This window comes from Allobosea thiooxidans, from assembly GCF_900168195.1.
In the GTDB taxonomy this organism is placed as follows: domain Bacteria; phylum Pseudomonadota; class Alphaproteobacteria; order Rhizobiales; family Beijerinckiaceae; genus Allobosea; species Allobosea thiooxidans.
In genome coordinates this window covers 117,983-132,322 of the sequence record NZ_FUYX01000003.1, presented here as the reverse complement: position 1 = coordinate 132,322, position 14,340 = coordinate 117,983, and the positions used below count along the sequence as shown (strand labels likewise).

17 protein-coding genes are annotated in these 14,340 nt (G+C 67.3%); 7 read left to right on the top strand and 10 right to left on the bottom strand.

What is annotated here, in order from left to right; translation table 11 throughout:
- Positions 1-4 precede the first annotated feature (4 nt).
- Both B5Y19_RS06530 and B5Y19_RS06525 read left to right on the top strand, forming a co-directional pair.
- On the top strand, positions 5-1,030 hold the full coding sequence (locus tag B5Y19_RS06530) for a DUF1254 domain-containing protein (protein WP_055727049.1): 1,026 nt from the start codon (positions 5-7) through the stop codon (positions 1,028-1,030).
- Positions 1,031-1,168: 138 nt separating this feature from the next.
- The gene (locus B5Y19_RS06525) at positions 1,169-2,191 is read left to right on the top strand and encodes a SphA family protein (protein ID WP_055726971.1); all 1,023 of its coding nucleotides are present in this window, start codon (positions 1,169-1,171) and stop codon (positions 2,189-2,191) included.
- A 143-nt stretch (positions 2,192-2,334) separates the two neighbouring features.
- On the opposite strand, the gene B5Y19_RS06520 is transcribed toward B5Y19_RS06525, so the two are convergent.
- From B5Y19_RS06520 to B5Y19_RS06495, 6 genes are all read right to left on the bottom strand, one after another.
- Positions 2,335-2,826 (bottom strand): DUF411 domain-containing protein, encoded by a 492-nt coding sequence (locus B5Y19_RS06520; protein WP_055726972.1) that lies wholly within the window; start codon positions 2,824-2,826, stop codon positions 2,335-2,337.
- Positions 2,827-2,888: 62 nt separating this feature from the next.
- Positions 2,889-3,167 (bottom strand): copper-binding protein, encoded by a 279-nt coding sequence (locus B5Y19_RS06515; protein WP_139384286.1) that lies wholly within the window; start codon positions 3,165-3,167, stop codon positions 2,889-2,891.
- Positions 3,168-3,190: 23 nt separating this feature from the next.
- Positions 3,191-3,673, bottom strand: coding sequence for a cupredoxin domain-containing protein (locus tag B5Y19_RS06510; protein ID WP_055726974.1), 483 nt, complete (start codon positions 3,671-3,673; stop codon positions 3,191-3,193).
- 28 nt (positions 3,674-3,701) lie between these two features.
- Positions 3,702-5,138, bottom strand: coding sequence for a multicopper oxidase family protein (locus B5Y19_RS06505; protein ID WP_079591266.1), 1,437 nt, complete (start codon positions 5,136-5,138; stop codon positions 3,702-3,704).
- Positions 5,139-5,152: 14 nt separating this feature from the next.
- Positions 5,153-6,616 carry a TolC family protein gene (locus tag B5Y19_RS06500; protein ID WP_244555500.1) on the bottom strand — a complete coding sequence of 488 codons (1,464 nt, stop codon included), beginning with the start codon at positions 6,614-6,616 and terminating at the stop codon, positions 5,153-5,155.
- Positions 6,617-6,675: 59 nt separating this feature from the next.
- Positions 6,676-6,894, bottom strand: coding sequence for a hypothetical protein (locus B5Y19_RS06495; RefSeq protein ID WP_055726975.1), 219 nt, complete (start codon positions 6,892-6,894; stop codon positions 6,676-6,678).
- A 166-nt stretch (positions 6,895-7,060) separates the two neighbouring features.
- Here B5Y19_RS06495 and B5Y19_RS06490 point away from each other — a divergent pair, with 166 nt between their 5' ends.
- The 4 genes from B5Y19_RS06490 to B5Y19_RS26030 all read left to right on the top strand — a co-directional run bounded on the left by B5Y19_RS06490 (position 7,061) and on the right by B5Y19_RS26030 (position 10,648).
- Complete coding sequence (locus tag B5Y19_RS06490; RefSeq protein ID WP_055726976.1) at positions 7,061-7,840, top strand: response regulator; 780 nt, start codon at positions 7,061-7,063, stop codon at positions 7,838-7,840.
- A complete protein-coding gene (locus tag B5Y19_RS06485; RefSeq protein ID WP_055726977.1) occupies positions 7,837-9,315 on the top strand; it encodes an ATP-binding protein in 1,479 nt (492 codons plus the stop codon). Before B5Y19_RS06490 ends, B5Y19_RS06485 begins: the two co-directional genes overlap by 4 nt.
- Before the next feature lie 135 nt (positions 9,316-9,450).
- Entirely contained in the window at positions 9,451-10,428 is a 978-nt protein-coding gene (locus tag B5Y19_RS06480; RefSeq protein WP_055726978.1) for a Bug family tripartite tricarboxylate transporter substrate binding protein, read from the top strand.
- Between the two features lie 73 nt (positions 10,429-10,501).
- Positions 10,502-10,648, top strand: coding sequence for a hypothetical protein (locus B5Y19_RS26030; RefSeq protein WP_176168582.1), 147 nt, complete (start codon positions 10,502-10,504; stop codon positions 10,646-10,648).
- Between the two features lie 19 nt (positions 10,649-10,667).
- On the opposite strand, the gene B5Y19_RS06475 is transcribed toward B5Y19_RS26030, so the two are convergent.
- Both B5Y19_RS06475 and arfB read right to left on the bottom strand, forming a co-directional pair.
- Entirely contained in the window at positions 10,668-11,156 is a 489-nt protein-coding gene (locus B5Y19_RS06475; protein ID WP_244555499.1) for a regulatory protein RecX, read from the bottom strand.
- Between the two features lie 91 nt (positions 11,157-11,247).
- Complete coding sequence (gene arfB / locus B5Y19_RS06470; protein WP_079591263.1) at positions 11,248-11,667, bottom strand: alternative ribosome rescue aminoacyl-tRNA hydrolase ArfB; 420 nt, start codon at positions 11,665-11,667, stop codon at positions 11,248-11,250.
- A 51-nt stretch (positions 11,668-11,718) separates the two neighbouring features.
- Between arfB and mazG the strand changes: the two genes are divergently transcribed.
- Positions 11,719-12,555 (top strand): nucleoside triphosphate pyrophosphohydrolase, encoded by an 837-nt coding sequence (gene mazG / locus B5Y19_RS06465; RefSeq protein WP_055726981.1) that lies wholly within the window; start codon positions 11,719-11,721, stop codon positions 12,553-12,555.
- Positions 12,556-12,561: 6 nt separating this feature from the next.
- Here mazG and hflX read toward each other — a convergent pair whose 3' ends face one another.
- Both hflX and hfq read right to left on the bottom strand, forming a co-directional pair.
- Positions 12,562-13,947 carry a GTPase HflX gene (gene hflX, locus B5Y19_RS06460; RefSeq protein WP_055726982.1) on the bottom strand — a complete coding sequence of 462 codons (1,386 nt, stop codon included), beginning with the start codon at positions 13,945-13,947 and terminating at the stop codon, positions 12,562-12,564.
- 1 nt (position 13,948) lies between these two features.
- Entirely contained in the window at positions 13,949-14,197 is a 249-nt protein-coding gene (gene hfq / locus B5Y19_RS06455; RefSeq protein ID WP_055726983.1) for an RNA chaperone Hfq, read from the bottom strand.
- Positions 14,198-14,340: the final 143 nt, after the last annotated feature.

The window sequence follows — 14,340 nt, the reverse complement described above, 5'->3', positions numbered from 1 at the left end:
AACGATGAACCGCAAGCTCATGCTTCTCGCGGCAGCCGCTGTGCTGGCGCCCCTTGCCGGCGCCAGCGCGCAGGCTCCGGCCCCGACGCCCGTCACGGTCGATAATTTCATCCGGGCCGAGTCCGATGTCTATATTGGCAACCTCGCCAAGGAGGCCGGGCTGGGCAAGCTCTCGCACCGGCGCGAGCCGGCCTCGCTCGACGATCAGACCGTCATCCGGCTCAATCGCGACACGCTCTATTCCAGCGCGGTCTTCGATCTCGATGCCGGTCCGGTGACGATCACCCTGCCCGATGCCGGCAAGCGCTTCATGTCGCTGCAAGTCATCAACCAGGACCATTATGTTCCGATGGTCGCCTACGGCGCGGGTGCCCATACGATCGATCGCAAGAAGGCCGGCACTCGCTATGTCGCCGTCGGGATCAGGACGCTGGTCGACCCTGCCGATCCCAAGGATGTCCAGCAGGTTCACGCCCTGCAGGATGGCATCAAGGTCCGCCAGAAGGCGCCAGGCAGCTTCCAGGTTCCGAACTGGGATCCCGCCAGCCAGAAGAAGGTGCGCGATGCGCTGCTGGTCCTGGGCTCGACGATCCCGGACTTCAAGAGGGCCTTCGGCACCAAGGCGGAGGTCGACCCGATCCGCCACCTGATCGGAACCGCCCTCGGCTGGGGCGGCAATCCCGACAAGGATGCGATCTACCTCAACGTGACGCCGCCGAAGAACGACGGGACCACCGTCTACCGGCTCAACGTCAAGGACGTTCCGGTCAACGGCTTCTGGTCCGTCAGCCTCTACGACGCCCGGGGCTATTACGAGAAGAACCCCTACAATGCCTACACGCTGAACAACCTGACGGCCAAGAAGAACGGAGACGGCTCCATCGCCATCCAGTTCGGCGGCTGCGACGGCAAGATCGCCAATTGCCTGCCCACCATGCCGGGCTGGAACTACACGGTGCGCCTCTATCGCCCGCGCGCCGAGATCCTGAACGGCAAATGGAATTTCCCGCAGCCTCAGCCGGCTCCCTGAAGCATGTCTTGAAAGGCGCGCCGCCGGAGAGACTTCGCTCTGTCGGCCGCCCCCACCTGCAACACCACGCAGGAGAGCGCTTGACCGGGATATTTGCGCCGTTCAGCCTCACGACGATCCACGTTCGGGAATGACGCCATGATTCGATCCCAGTGCGCCTTCTGGAGTGCAGCGATCTGCATCGGCGCGACGATCGGCTGCGGCTCGGCCATGGCCACCGAAGGCGGCGCAAGTCTGTACGTGCCCGGCCTGCACGGCCCCGGAGCGGGCATCGTTCCACCACCGGGCTTCTATTTCGAGAACGATTTCTACTCCTATTCAGGCCGCCTCTCCGCATCGACGCGCACGCAGATCGGCGGAGCGGTTCTCGCCAACGTCAAGGTCGAGGCGCGCGCCAATTTCGCCACGCCGACCTGGGTCACCCCGCTGCAGATCTTCGGCGGCAATCTCGGCTTCGCGGTGGCGCTGCCCTTCGGCGATCCGCGCGTCAGCGCAGGCGCGGTGATCGCCGCGCCGCGGCTCGGCAGGGCATTCGGCATCAAGCAGCGGGATTCCGCATTCCTGTTCGGCGATCCGGTGGTGACCAGCTTCGTCGGCTGGCATGCGGGCAACTTCCATTGGCAGGTCGGCGCCGCGGTGAACGTTCCCTCCGGGACCTACCGTGACGGCGCCCTCTCGAACCTGTCCTTCAACCGTTGGATCGGCGATATCTACGCCGCCGCGACCTGGCTCGATCCAAAGATCGGCCTCGACATCTCCGGCACCGTCGGGCTCGAACTCAACGGCAAGAACGACGATACCGACTACAAGAGCGGCAACGCGGTCCATGCCGACCTCGCCATCAGCCAGTATCTGAGCAAGGAATTCTCGGTCGGCGCCCTGTTCTCGCACTACCAGCAGATCAGCGCGGACAGCGGCGCAGGCGCTTCGCTGGGCCCCTACAAGGGCCGGGTCACCGCAGTCGGCGGCACGATCGGATACAGCTTCAATGTCGCCGGGACGCCGGTTTCGGCGCGCTTGAAGGTTCTGCGCGAAGTCAGCACCGAAAATCGGCCGCAAGGCACGATCGCCCTGGTCTCGGTCGCCTTCCCGATCGGTCATGCGCCTCCCGCCGCACCGCCTCCGGAACCCGTTCCGGGCGCGAAGGTGGTGAAGCACTGAGCAGGAAGCGCGCGCGTCGCGGCCCCGGCGTCCTTTGCGCTGCCGAGGAGATCGCCCAGATGGAGGCGATTCTCCGGCGTTATTGAGCCTTCCCCGCACCGTTTGCCGTCAGGGCCGCGCAGGCTCCGTGCTCGGCCGGCGGGTCAGACCCGTTGCAGCCCGCGATAGCGCGCGAAGCTGCGCTGCTCCCCGGAAGCGAAGAGCACGACGTCATAGGTATCGGGCGCCTGGCCGGAAACCTCCATCCCCGGCGAGCCGACCGGCATGCCGGGGACGGCCAGGCCCTTTGCCTGCGGGCGTTCGGCCAGCAGGCGCTTGATCGCCTCGGCGGGAACATGGCCTTCGACGACATAGCCGCCGATCTCGGCGGTATGGCAGGACGCCAGGGCATCGGGCACACCGAGCTTGACCTTGAGCGGGGTGACGTCGGGAATCTCGACGACCTCGACCGAAAAGCCGGCGGCCTTCACATGCGTCACCCAGGCGCCGCAGCAGCCGCAATTGGGGTCGCGGGTCACGATCATCCTCGGCAGCGCCTCGGCCGCCGATGACGGGCGCCACGAGAGGATCGACGCGGCGAAGGCCGCAGCGCCGATCATCAGCCCGCGGCGGGATGGGTGGAGCGGATTTGCCATCGGAATGTCCTTGTCCTGGTCGTCCCCGCGTGGTGCACCGCCGCCGCCCGGAAAGCCAGCCCTCACTTCGCCTTCTGCAGCTTGGTGACGGTGATCTGGCCGTTGACGCGGTCGGCGTCGAACTTGATCTTGTCGCCGGCCTTCAGCCCTTTCAGCATGGCGGCGTCGCTGGCCCGGAACACCATGGTCATGGCGTCCATGTCGAGATTCTTGATCGCGCCGTGGTTGATGGTGAGCTTGCCCTGGGCCTCGTCGATCTTGGTGACGGTGCCGCTGACCGATTGGGCGGCGGCCGGCAGCGCGGCGATCAGGAAGGCGAAGGTGGCGGCTGTCTTCAGCATGGGGGGCTCCATTCGGTTCGGGGTCACTTGACGATGATCTTGCCGGTCATGCCCGCCTCGCGGTGACCGGGGATCAGGCAGGAGAAGTCGAACTCGCCGGCCTTGGTGAAGGCCCAGACGATCTCGCCCGTCTTCTTCGGCGCGAGGCGCTTGGCGTTCGGGTCGTCATGCTCCATGTCGGGGTTCTTCTGCATCTCGACGGCGTGCTTGAGGTTCTCCTCCAGCGTCGCCACGACGAGCTCGTGATCGAGCTCGCCATTGTTGCGCAGCTGCAAGCGAACCTGTTCCCCGCGCCGGACCTCGATCCTGTCGGGAATGAACACCATCTTGCCGTCGCGCTCGCTCATCACGACCTGCACGATCCGCGCCGGCTTCTTGGGATCGCCGGGCTTGCCATAGGCGGTCTCGTCGCCATGGCCATGGCCTGCCCCGCCGGGGCCAGCCAGAGCGGTGCCGGCGGAGAAGAGGCCTGCGATCACGGCCAGCCCGAATGCTGCTGTCTTCATGAAATTCTCCTGGTCGGGGACATGCGCGTCAGTGGTTGGAATGGGCGTTCTTGGCGCGGGGACGCGGCTTGCCGTCCGGACCGAGATTCGGCTTGCGCGGATCCTTGGCGCGCCATTCCGTCGCCTGGACCCCGCTGTCGGGCGGGCTCGCCCGCGGCGCCTCGCCGAGCTTCGCGCCCTTGAGCTCGTACGCGACGGTTCCCTCCGGATGCTTGAACCAGCCCGGGTCCTTGTAGTCGCCCTTCGCCAGCCCCTCGCGGACCTTCACGACCGAGAACATGCCGCCCATTTCGACCGGGCCGAACTGGGCGAAGCCGGTCATCATCGGCAGCGTGTTCTCGGGCAGCGGCATTTCCATCGAGCCCATCTCGCCCATGCCGTTCGAGCCCATCGGCATGTAGCCCGGCGCGATCTTGGCGATGCGCTTCGCCAGGTCCTTCTTGCTGACGCCGATGTAGTTCTTCACCGAATGCCCCATGGCATTCATGGTATGATGCGACTTGTGGCAGTGGATCGCCCAGTCGCCGACTTCGTCGGCGACGAAGTCGAAGGCGCGCATCTGGCCGACGGCGACGTCGATCGAGACCTCGTCCCAGGCCGCGGCCGGATCGACCCAGCCGCCATCGGTGCACGAGACCTTGAACTCGTAGCCGTGCATGTGGATCGGATGGTTCGTCATGGTCAGGTTGCCGAAGCGGATCCGGACCTTGTCGTTCTTGCCGACGACGAAGGGGTCGATGCCCGGAAAGACGCGGCTGTTCCAGCACCACATGTTGAATTCGGTCATCTCGGCGACCCGCGGCACATAGGAGCCGGGCTCGATGTCGAAGGCGTTGAGCAGGAAGACGAAGTCGCGGTCGACGCGGCGGAAGGCCGGGTCCTTCGGATGGACGACGAAGAAGCCCATCATGCCCATCGCCATCTGGACCATCTCGTCCGAATGCGGATGGTACATGTAGGTGCCCGAGCGCCTCAGCACGAACTCGTAGACGAAGGTCTTGCCGGGCGGGATATGCGGCTGCGTCAGCCCGCCGACGCCATCCATGCCGTTGGGCAGGCGCTGGCCGTGCCAGTGGACGGCCGTGTTCTCCGGCAGCTTGTTGGTGACGTAGATGCGGACCTTGTCACCCTCGACCGCCTCGATGGTCGGCCCCGGCGACTGGCCGTTATAGCCCCAGAGATAGGCCTTCATGCCCGGGGCGAGCTCTCGCACCACCGGCTCTGCGACGAGATGGAACTCCTTCCAGTCGCCGTTCATGCGCCAGGGCAGCGACCAGCCGTTCAGCGTCGCGACCGGCTGGTAGTCCGGTCCCGTGGTCGGAACGAGCGGCGCCTGCGTCGTCGCCTCCTTCATGGTCGGCGCCTCGGGCACGGCGGCGAAGGCGCTGCGGCCCGAGACGGCGGTAGCGCCGGCGAGCACGAGCCCTGACGAGCCGATGAAACCTCTGCGGGAGAATGTGGTCATATCTTCAACTTCCCTCAGTGGCCGCCGCCGGCATCGCCGTCGCCCGCGGCTGCGGTCACGGTCGCTCCGCCGCCGGCGCTGCCGCCGCCGATCAGGGCGTGCTTGAAATCGGTGTGAGCGATCCAGAAATCGCGCCGGGCGTTGATCGCCGCGACGTTCGAAAGGATGCGGCTGCGGGCATCGGCGATGAGGTCCGTGACATCGTTCAGCATGCCGCTGTACTGCAGCAGCGACTGGTCCTGGATGATCTTGCGCAAAGGCAGGACGTTGTTCTGATACTGCCGGGTGATGTCGTGATTGGCCCGGTAGGAGGTGTAGGCCTCGCGCGCCTCGGAGCGGGCATTCACCGCCTTCTCGGCCAGCCGGTTGGCGGCCTGCATATAGGTCTGCTCGGCGAGGACGACCTTCGACTGGCCGAAATCGTAGATCGGAATCTCGATCTCGAGTTCCAATGTGCGGCTGCGGCTCGCCTCGCGCTCGACATGGCCATGGTCGTTGATGACGCGTCCACGGTCATAGGTGCGCCGGCCGAGCAGATCGACGTCGTTGACGAAGCGGGTCGCCTGCGTCAGTCCGAGCGACTTGGCGAGCGCATCGAGGTCGGCGCGGGCGATCTGGATGTCGATGCGCTTGCGCAGCGCCTCGGCCTCGATCGCCTTTGCCGACTGGAGCCGCGGCAGGGCGGGCAAGGTCTCCGGCAATCTGAATTTCAGCTCATCGCCCCAGAGGCCAAGCTGGCGGACGAGCCGCTCCCGCTCCTGGCGCTGCTGCTGGCGCGCCTGGGCGAGCTGCACGGTCAGCTCTGCCTCGAAGGCGAATTCGCGTGCCTGGTCGATCTTGTTGACGCCGCCGCTCTCGCCCAGCCGTTTGAGCAGCTCCGAGGCCGCATCCGAGGAGGCCTTCGCCTGCTGGAAGAAGCCGGCCTGCACATTGGCGGCGACGGCTCGATAATACTGTCGGCGGGTATCGGCCGCGAGCTTGAGAACCGCCTCGGCCGTCCGCAGCTGCGCGGCGCGAAAGCGGTCGCCCGCGATCTCGGCGCGCGCCGGCAATGTGACGAGCGCGAAGAGGCTGCCCGCGATCTGGCGCTCGATCTCGAGCTCGAATCGGCCGGAGAGCTTGGAGATGCCGAAGGTTGGATTGGGCGGCAGGCTCGCGGCGACCATCTGCGCTTCGGCGATGCCGAGCTCGTTGAACGCCGCCTGGAGGCCGCGATTGTTGAGCAGCGCGACCTGGACGGCGGCATCCGCCGTCAGCGGCTTGCGCAGCAGCTGGTCGACGCGGGCCTTGGCCGTGAGCGCGGCCTGGTCGTCGCCGATCTTCACGACGTCCTTGCCCAGCTCGCTGTAGCTGATCGCCTGCACCGAGCTCAGGCCGCCATCCGGCGAGAAGCTCGCGCAGCCACCGAGCAGGATGGCCGCGCCGGCGAGAAGGCCGAACCGGAAGGCGCGGCGGGTGGAGATCGTGGTAGCGGTCAAGACAGGCTTCTCTCGCAAGGCGGCGGATCCGTGGTGGGAAGCGATCGGGCAGGCCGGCGTCATGGCAGCGGCCCGACCCGGCGGTTGAGCTCGTGCCAGTCCTTCGGCTCGGCCGGTCGCAGCGTCGCTGCGCCGGCGGTCACGCTGCGATAGGCGGTGGCGGGAACCTTGACGCTGGGGTCGGCCGGCCGGGCGAGGTGCTCGGGGATGGGAGCGAGCGTGCAGGCGCCAAGCGCAAGCCCGATCGCAGCAATGGTCGGCACCTTCACGAACGTCACGATTCGACTCCCCGGTTTCGGTGATCCAGGGGTAGCAACCGGTTCGGCGGGGCGTCCGTTACAAATTGTTTCAAAGCAGTCCGGGCGGCCCGGCGATCCGGGCGCTATGGTGCGGTACGCTCCGGCGACAGGCGGGGCTCGACCCGACGGGGCGCATCCGAGGAAAATGGACGAGACGCACGCGAACCTGGCGCCCGCCGCGCTACCCAACGACGACCACGGGCACATCCTGATCGTGGACGACGATCCGCAGATCCGGCTGCTCGTGGCGCGCTTCCTCCAGCGCCACGGCTATCAGGTCGTCGGTGCTCACGACGGTCAGGCGATGATGGACGTGCTGGCGCATACGCCGATCGACCTGATCATCCTCGATCTGATGCTGCCGGGCCGGTCCGGGGTGGAGCTCTGCCAGGACGTCAGGGCAACCTCGCATGTCCCGATCGTGATGCTGACCGCCCGCAGCGAGGAAAGCGTGCGCATCATGGGGCTCGAGGGCGGCGCCGACGACTACGTCACCAAGCCGTTCAGCCCGCGCGAATTGCTGGCCCGGGTCCGGGCCGTGCTGCGCCGCTCGCGCGCCGCGCGCGGTTCCGCCGAGGCGCGGGGAAGCGAGATCATCAGCTTCGACGGCTGGGCGATGGATCTGCGCCGCCGCGAGCTCCAGTCGCCCTCAGGGACGTTGATCGATCTCTCGACCGGCGAGTTCGACCTCCTCGTCGCCTTCGTCGAACACGCCAACCGGGTGCTGTCGCGCGAGGCCCTGATGCAGTTCGCCAAGGCGCGTGCGAGCAACGACCCCTTCGACCGGACCATCGACGTCCAGATCAGCAGGCTGCGGCGCAAGCTCGAGGCCGGGCAGAATGGCGGGCAGCTGATCAAGACGATCCGCGGCGCGGGATATATGCTGGCCTGCGATGTGCAGTCGCGGCAGGGACAGCCCGCTTGAAGAAAGCTCTGAGCCGCCTCTTTCCCGATACCGTCGCCGGCCAGGCGATCCTGATCCTGGTCGCGGCTTTGCTCGCCTTCCATTTCCTCGGCTATTGGGCCTATCGCGTCGGCGTCGAAAGCCTGGCCACGACGGCGCGTGACCGCGGCCTCGCCGAGCGCATCGTCTCGATCAAGCGCGCCATCGCAAGCCTTCCCCAGGCTCCCGACCGCGATCGCGTTGCGCACGATCTCTCCAGCGCCAGCCTCGAGGTGCATTGGAGCAAGGTCAGTCTGGTGCTGGGCACGGCGCCGAAGACGGCACGGACACAAGCGATGGAGGCCCATCTCCGGGAGCTGGTGCCGGATCTCGCCGCGGACTCCTTCCGGGTCGGATTCGCCGATGACGGCGCGCTCGGCGCCGGCAATGCCGATGCCGATGCCTATCGGCACATGATGCTGGTCTCGGCGCGGCTGGCGGACGGCTCCTGGGTCAACTTCTCCTCATCCGCGCTCGGAACGACGCAGCATGCCGACTGGAGCGTGATGGCCATCGCGATCTGTTTCGCCGTGGGCATCGTCGTCGTCGCGCTGCTGCTGCTGCGCTGGGCGACGCGCCCGTTGCGGGAGCTGGCCGTCGCGGCCGAGCGCTTCAGCCTCGATGAAGCGCCCCACCCGCTTCCGGAGCGCGGGCCTTCCGAGGTGCGCCGCGCCGCGCAGGCATTCAACACCATGCGCGAGCGCATCCAGCACCTCGTCGCCGAGCGCACGCAGGCGCTCGCGGCCGTCTCGCACGACCTGCGCACGCCCATCACCCGGCTCAGGCTGCGTTCCGAACTGCTCGACGACGACGCGACGCGACGTCTCATCGATGCCGATCTCGGCGAGATGGAGACGATGATCGATTCCACGCTGGAATATCTGCGCGGCGGCATCTCCAGCGAACCGATCCGCCCGATCGACCTCGTCTCGGTGGTCGAGACCATCGTCGACGAGCAGATCGACCAGGGGCGCCGCATTGCTCTGGGCGGGATCGCGCATGGGCGGGTGCTCGGCAGGCTGACGGCCCTGAAGCGCGCCTTCTGGAATCTCATCGGCAATGCGGTGAAGTTCGGAGACACCGTCACGGTCGAGATCCGGGATACGCGGACCGAACTCATCGTCATCGTCGCGGATGACGGCCCCGGCATCCCCGAAGCCGACATGGAGCGGGTCTTCCAGCCCTTTGCCCGGCTGGAAGAATCGCGCGGCCGGGAAACGGGCGGGTCGGGCCTGGGGCTGACGATCGCGCGCGCCGTTATCCGCTCCCATGGCGGCGAAGTCCTCCTGTCGAACCACCCCGAGGGCGGGCTGAAGGTGCGGATATCGCTCCCGAAGCTGAAACCGAGTCCGGACGAGACGGCGGGCGACTCCGTGGCGGGCCGGCGCGGCAGCGCCGACTCGACGACGGACGAGATCGGCACGATGACCGCCGCCGAGAGGAACCCGGAGGCCTGACCGCGGCCATCTCCCCAGGCGGCGAGCCGCTTGCCAAACCGAGACGCGCGATGGCCTAATCCCGGGAAAGCGCCGATGTCTGATCGAGCGCGCACCGAAGGCCGGAAAGAGCCTTTCTCAGGGAGAGGAATCTCGATGATCACGAAGCGACATCTGATCGCGGCGGCGACGGCCGCGTCCGCGCTGGCGATTCTGGCGCCGGCCCATGCCGAAACCTGGCCGCAGAGGCCGATCACCTTCATCGTGCCGTTTCCGGCCGGCGGCGGCACCGACGCCTTCGCGCGCCCGCTCGCAGCCCAGCTCGACCAGCAGCTTGGCCAGCGCATCGTCATCGAGAACCGCGGCGGCGCCGGCGGAACGGTCGGCGCCTCGGCTGCCGCCAAGGCGAAGCCGGACGGCTACACCTTCTTCGTCGGCGCGGCGCACCATGCCATCGCCCCGGCGCTCTATCCGAAGCTCGACTACAACATCCAGACGGATTTCGTTCCGATCGCGGTGATCGCCCAGCCGCCGCAGGTTATCGTCGTCCATCCCGGCAAGGTCCAGGCGAAGACCGTTGCCGAGCTGGTCGCCTTCGCGAAGCAGAACCCCGAGAAGCTCAACTTCGCCTCGGCCGGGAACGGCACGACGCATCACCTCGCGGGCGAGCTTTTCCAGATCTCGACCGGCACCAAGCTGACGCATGTGCCCTATCGCGGTGCCGGCCCGGCCCTGCAGGACACGGTCGCCGGCCAGGTCGACCTGCTGTTCGACGGCCTCGGCTCTTCCGCGGCCCAGATCCAGAACGGAACTCTGCGCGGCCTCGCCGTCGCCTCGCCGACGCGGTCCGAGGCGGTGCCCGACGTGCCGACGGCGAAGGAGGCCGGCCTCCAAGGCTTCGAGGTTTCGACCTGGTATGCGCTCTGGGCGCCGAAGGGCACGCCGCCCGAGATCGTGAACCGGATGCGCAGCGAGGTCGAGAAAGCCCTCAAGACCCCGATGATCGAGGCCGCCTGGAAGAAGAACGGCTCGCCAATCCCGAGCCTCTCCGGCGATGATTTCGGCCGCTTCGTCTCGGCCGAGGTCGAGCGCTGGGGCAAGGTCGTCAAGGAGGCGCAGGTCAAGCTCGAATGAGGGGGGCGGCTTGCTGCCACCTTTCCTGGTCGCATCGGCCTGCGCCAGTGGCTTGATGTGAGAGGGACAGAGCATGATCAGGATGGCCGTCATCGGCCTGGCGGTCGCACTGGCCGCTTTTGCCGCGCTGTTGGCTGTGGCTCTGTTGACCGACTTCGCGACCGTGCCCTGCCAGGACGGGGTGTGGGATGCGACCAGACTACGTTGCATCCCGACATGACCGGTGAGCGCTGACCACGCTATGAGGTCAGCGTGCCGCTGTCCGTGTCTTCGTCTGCGGCGCCGTCGATCACGGCGCGGGCGACCGCGATCGAGAAGCCAGCCCGCGCCAACGCTGCGAGGTCCTTCTGGCGGCTCGCTGCCCGGTCCCCGCGCGACCATGGGCCGAGCCGTTTGCGCCACGCGGCTTTCCGGGCCGCGGCCAACTCTTCCTCGTCGCTGACGCTGCTGGCCTGCTGTGCAAGCTCGCGGCCCACGCCCTTCGCGGCGAGCGTGGCGGCGACGGCGCGCGCCGAGCGGCCACGGCGCCTGAGCGTTGCAGCCCTCGCCTCGGCAAAACGCTGATCGTCAACCAGCCCGGAGGCGATGCAACGCGAGACGACATCATCGAGCACTGTCCTGTGCGCCGCCGGGTCTTCACCATGATGGCGGCAGCTCAGCGCGATCTTGCGCGCCAGCACCCGGCGCAATTGCGCGGCCGGCGCGGAATAGCGTTCGAGATAGTGCATCGCTGCGCGCTGGAGGTAATCTGGCGTGATGCGCCGCGGAGCCCGGGCAAGCCGTGCGCCCTGCCCTCGCCTGTCCTCTCGATCGGTCATGCTAGTCGGATACCGGCTTCTGCCGGCCGGCCTTGACGCCAGAGCGCTTCTCCTTGGAGGCGAGGCGGCGTTCCTTCGAGGCCTTGGTCGGCTTCGTCGCGCGGCGGACGGCGGGCCGGATCGCAGCCGCGCGGATCAGCTCCAGCAGGCGCTCGACGGCTTCCTCGCGATTGCGCTTCTGGCTGCGATGCGCCTGGGCGACGATGACGATGACGCCGTCCTGGGTCAGACGGCTTCCGGCCTGCTTCATCAGCCGGATCGCCACCTCGTTGGGCAGGGACGGCGACCGGCGCACATCGAAGCGGATCTGCACCGCGCTCGACACCTTGTTGACGTGCTGGCCGCCGGGACCGGATGCGCGAACGAAGCTCTCCTCGATCTCGCTCTCGTCGATCGCAATGGACGGGGTGACTTGAATCATGGGAGGAGGCTACTTCAGTTCCGGACAAGTTGCAGCGGAGACATGTCAGCCTTGAAGCCTTCTCGCGACATCACCCGGCTGATCGAGATCATGGCGGCGCTGCGCACGCCGGGAACCGGCTGTCCCTGGGATCTGGACCAGGATTTTGCTTCCATCGCGCCCTACACGGTCGAGGAGGCCTATGAGGTCGCCGATGCGATCGCGCGCGGCGACAAGCTCGACCTCAAGGACGAGCTCGGCGATCTGCTGCTGCAGGTCGTCTTCCATGCCCGCATGGCCGAGGAGGAAGGCTCCTTCGCCTTTCCGGACGTCGTCGAGGCGATCACCTCCAAGCTGCTCCGCCGCCATCCGCATGTCTTCGGCGACGCGCGCGATCTCTCGCCGGCCGAGGTGAAGGTGCTCTGGCACCGGATCAAGGCCGAGGAAAAAGCCGCCAAGGCGGCGCAGCGCGCAGCCGCCGGCCTGCCGCCGCAAGCCGAGGACACCGGTGTGCTCGCCGGCGTGCCGCATACGCTGCCCGCCCTCACCCGTGCCTGGAAGCTCCAGGCGCGCGCCTCGACGGTCGGCTTCGACTGGAACGATGCGCGCCTGGTGCTCGACAAGATCCGCGAGGAAACCGCGGAGATCGACGAGGCGCTGGCCAAGGGCGATAAGGATGCGATCCGGGAAGAGATCGGCGACCTGCTCTTCGTCGTCGCCAACCTCGCCCGCCATGTCGATGCCGACCCGGAAGCTTGCCTGGCCGCGGCGAGCGCGAAGTTCGAGCGCCGTTTCAAGGGCATCGAAGATAGGCTCGACGCCGAAGGGCGCAAGGCCCAGGACGCGACGCTCGATGAGCTCGAAGCGCTCTGGCAGAGCGTGAAGCGGCAGGAGAAGGCAGGGGCGTAGGGCGGCTCAGCTTTGCCGGATCGCCTCGGGGAAGCGGGCGGAGAAGGCCCCTTCCCGTTCGGGCGGCAGCCGCACGATCAGCTGAAGGCTGCCGTCCTCGGCATCCTCGCGCCGGAGGATCTCGCCATTGGCATGCAGCCAGGCCAGCGACTTGCCGTCTCCGGGCGCAAGCGCGAGCGAATAGACCGGGCGGCTATGGGCGATGCGGGTCTCGATCGCGCGCGTCAGCCGCTCGATCCCTTCCCCGGTGAGGGCCGAGACCAGCACAGGGCGCGCTTCGGCGGGCCGGAGCGAGGCGATCCCGAGCTGGCGCTCGCGCTCGGCCGGGTCGAGCAGGTCGGCCTTGTTCCAGACCTCGATCACGCGCTGGCCATCATCGGGGTTGATGCCGAGATCGCGCAGGATCGCCTGGACGTCCGCGGCCTGCGCCTGTGTGTCCTCATGGGCGACGTCGCGGACATGCAGCAGCACATCGGCCTCGATCGCGTCCTCGAGCGTGGCGCGGAAGGCGGCGACGAGCTGAGTCGGCAGGTCAGAGATGAAGCCGACGGTGTCGGACAGCATGATCCGCGCGCCATGCGGCAGCTTGATCGCGCGCGCCGTCGGATCGAGCGTGGCGAACAGCATGTCCTGCGCCAGCACCTCGGCCGAGGTCAGCCGGTTGAACAGCGTCGACTTTCCGGCATTGGTGTAGCCGACAAGCGCAACGATCGGATAAGGCACGCGTTTCCGGCTGGCGCGATGCAATGAACGGGTGCGCTTCACCTGCTCCAGATCGCGCTCGATCTTGCTCATCCGTTCCTGGATGATGCGCCGGTCGGCCTCGATCTGGGTCTCGCCCGGGCCGCCGAGGAAGCCGAAGCCGCCGCGCTGGCGTTCGAGATGGGTCCAGGAGCGGACCAGCCGGCTTTTCTGGTAATTGAGATGCGCGAGCTCGACCTGGAGCGCGCCCTCCTTGGTCCGGGCCCGTCGCCCGAAGATCTCCAGGATCAGGCCGGTGCGGTCGATGACCTTGCAGCCGAAGGCCTTCTCCAGATTGCGTTGCTGGACCGGCGACAGCGCGCAGTCCATCACGACGAGGCCGATCTCTTCGAGCTTGATGCGCTCCGCCAGCTCCTCGACCTTGCCCTTGCCGAGATAGGTGGCGGGCCGCAGCGCCGTGAGCAGGACCTGGACCGGCTCGACGACGGTCAGGTCGATCGCGGCCGCGAGGCCGGCAGCCTCGTCGAGCCGCGCCGCGAAGGAGCGCTGATTGGCATCCGCCGCGACACCGCGCTTCTGCAGATAGGGCCCCACGACATAGGCGCGCGTATTCGCCGCGATATCGCGTTCGATCTCGTCGAGCGGCTTGGGCGCCGCCCGCTCCTGCTCGTTGTCGCGGCTTGCCGCCAAATCAGTTCTTGTCCGTGTCCTCGGGCTCGAACAGCTGCACCGGATGGCCGGGCATGATGGTCGAGATCGCGTGCTTGTAGACGAGCTGCGAATGGCCGTCGCGGCGCAGCAGCACGCAGAAATTGTCGAACCAGGTGACGACACCCTGCAGCTTCACGCCGTTGACGAGGAAGATCGTCAGCGGGATCTTCTGCTTGCGAACGTGGTTGAGGAAGGTGTCCTGAAGGTTCTGTGCCCGCTCAGCGGCCATGGGTAGTCCCTATTGTTGGGATCGCGTCGGTTTTGCGTCCGCGGTCCAGTTCGTTCCGTTCGGGCTGGTGGCGCATTCCTCCAGCCTCGGAACACCGACGCTCCATTAGATCGTCGAGTCTGTTTGCGGCGCAAGTGCAGCAG

Excerpts from the sequence above, each read along its gene's own strand:
- B5Y19_RS06530 (WP_055727049.1), top strand. The coding sequence starts at position 5 with ATGAACCGCAAGCTCATGCTTCTCGCGGCAGCCGCTGTGCTGGCGCCC.
- B5Y19_RS06525 (WP_055726971.1), top strand. The coding sequence starts at position 1,169 with ATGATTCGATCCCAGTGCGCCTTCTGGAGTGCAGCGATCTGCATCGGC.
- B5Y19_RS06520 (WP_055726972.1), bottom strand. The coding sequence starts at position 2,826 with ATGGCAAATCCGCTCCACCCATCCCGCCGCGGGCTGATGATCGGCGCT.
- B5Y19_RS06515 (WP_139384286.1), bottom strand. The coding sequence starts at position 3,167 with ATGCTGAAGACAGCCGCCACCTTCGCCTTCCTGATCGCCGCGCTGCCG.
- B5Y19_RS06510 (WP_055726974.1), bottom strand. The coding sequence starts at position 3,673 with ATGAAGACAGCAGCATTCGGGCTGGCCGTGATCGCAGGCCTCTTCTCC.
- B5Y19_RS06505 (WP_079591266.1), bottom strand. The coding sequence starts at position 5,138 with ATGACCACATTCTCCCGCAGAGGTTTCATCGGCTCGTCAGGGCTCGTG.
- B5Y19_RS06490 (WP_055726976.1), top strand. The coding sequence starts at position 7,061 with ATGGACGAGACGCACGCGAACCTGGCGCCCGCCGCGCTACCCAACGAC.
- B5Y19_RS06480 (WP_055726978.1), top strand. The coding sequence starts at position 9,451 with ATGATCACGAAGCGACATCTGATCGCGGCGGCGACGGCCGCGTCCGCG.
- B5Y19_RS26030 (WP_176168582.1), top strand. The coding sequence starts at position 10,502 with ATGATCAGGATGGCCGTCATCGGCCTGGCGGTCGCACTGGCCGCTTTT.
- B5Y19_RS06475 (WP_244555499.1), bottom strand. The coding sequence starts at position 11,156 with ATGCACTATCTCGAACGCTATTCCGCGCCGGCCGCGCAATTGCGCCGG.
- arfB (WP_079591263.1), bottom strand. The coding sequence starts at position 11,667 with ATGATTCAAGTCACCCCGTCCATTGCGATCGACGAGAGCGAGATCGAG.
- hfq (WP_055726983.1), bottom strand. The coding sequence starts at position 14,197 with ATGGCCGCTGAGCGGGCACAGAACCTTCAGGACACCTTCCTCAACCAC.